The following is a 1432-nucleotide window of genomic DNA, read 5'->3' on the forward strand; positions in this document are numbered from 1 at the left end:
TATTGAATGCCATTTATGAGCAGGATTTCTAGGCTGCTCATACGGATTCAGGCCAGGTCGAAGCTGCCATGACGCACTGAAAGCACTAAACGCCATCATCGAGAATCGACCAATAAACTACATAGTCGATGCGGATATTAAGGGGTTCTTCGATAACGTAGACCATAAATGGATGATGGAGTGCTTAAAACTACGCATAGCAGACCCGAACATGCTAAGACTCATCACACGCTTCCTCAAAGCGGGAATCGTCGAGGCTGGAATAAGCTACGACGTACCGCAAGGGACACCGCAAGGGGGAGTAGTGTCACCGATACTGGCAAATATCTACCTGCACTATGTATTGGACGTGTGGTTCTACAGCACAGTGCGGAAGCACTGCAAAGGAGAAGCCCACATGGTCAGGTATGCAGATGACTTCGTATGTTGCTTCCAGTACGAAGAAGACGCCCGAAGGTTCTACACTGCCTTACAGAATAGGTTGAAGAGATTTAACCTGGAGATAGCTGAAGAAAAGAGCCAAATTATAGCCTTTGGACGACAGGCAGAAGCCAAGAGTCGAGCAGGGGGGAAGAAGCCCAAGACCTTTGATTTCCTAGGGTTTACCCACTACTGCAGTCGGAGCAAAAGAGGCAAGTTCAGGGTGAAACGGAAGACTAGCAACAAGAAATACAGAGCTAGCATTCTGAGATGCAAAGAGTGGCTTAAAAAGCACAGGAACATGCCTGCCCCGTGCATCTGGTGGTTAATCAGGCCAAAGCTATGGGGTAACTATCGCTACTATGGCATAACTGATAATACCCCGATGCTATATAAATTTCTCTATGAGGTAGAGAAACTGTTCTTCAAATGGCTAAACCGCCGCAGCCAGAGGAAAAGCTTCGATTGGGAGAAATTCAGGCTATTTCTGAAGAAGTATCCTTTACCTACGCCCCGCATATATGTGAATATTTACGATGTCAAGGGTAGAATCTTTGCGTGAGCTCCGTGAATAATGACTACGGAGAGCCGTATGCGTTAATAGCGCACGTACGGTTCGATGAGGGGTAGGGGTACAATTGCATGGCCAGTAGCGCATGGCTGGGATATTAAGGCACTGCCAGACGAAAGGGGCAGATAATGGACTGTCCCGACCTAAACGCTACCAGGAGGCGAGAGACCCCGCCTACTCTACTTCCTGGCATATTTCTGATGCAACGTAACACGGACGTGATGCGGGGGCTGTCCTTTTGTCACGCTTTAAGTCCTGCCAGGGGGGCGGTGTTCCAGTTGGGGGCCAGGGGGTTTGGTGGTGTTGGTAGTGTCCCAGGGATGGCATCTACTTTCTTTCCTTCCAGGAGAAACTGCACCTTCTGTACTCCAGGAAGTTCAGGTGAGGGAGTTGGTGATGGAGTAGAGGGTCATGATCTCTCCCGCTGAGCCACCGCTGTGC

At 49.4% G+C, this 1432-nt stretch carries 1 pseudogene; it reads left to right on the top strand.

The features are described 5' to 3' along the window. Nucleotides 1-49: 49 nt before the first annotated feature. Nucleotides 50-982: pseudogene (locus SSCH_RS07395) on the top strand (reverse transcriptase domain-containing protein); the annotation flags it as partial. Nucleotides 983-1432 lie beyond the last annotated feature (450 nt).

Origin of the sequence: Syntrophaceticus schinkii, assembly GCF_000946815.1 — a bacterium.
GTDB lineage: Bacteria > Bacillota > DSM-12270 > Thermacetogeniales > Thermacetogeniaceae > Syntrophaceticus > Syntrophaceticus schinkii.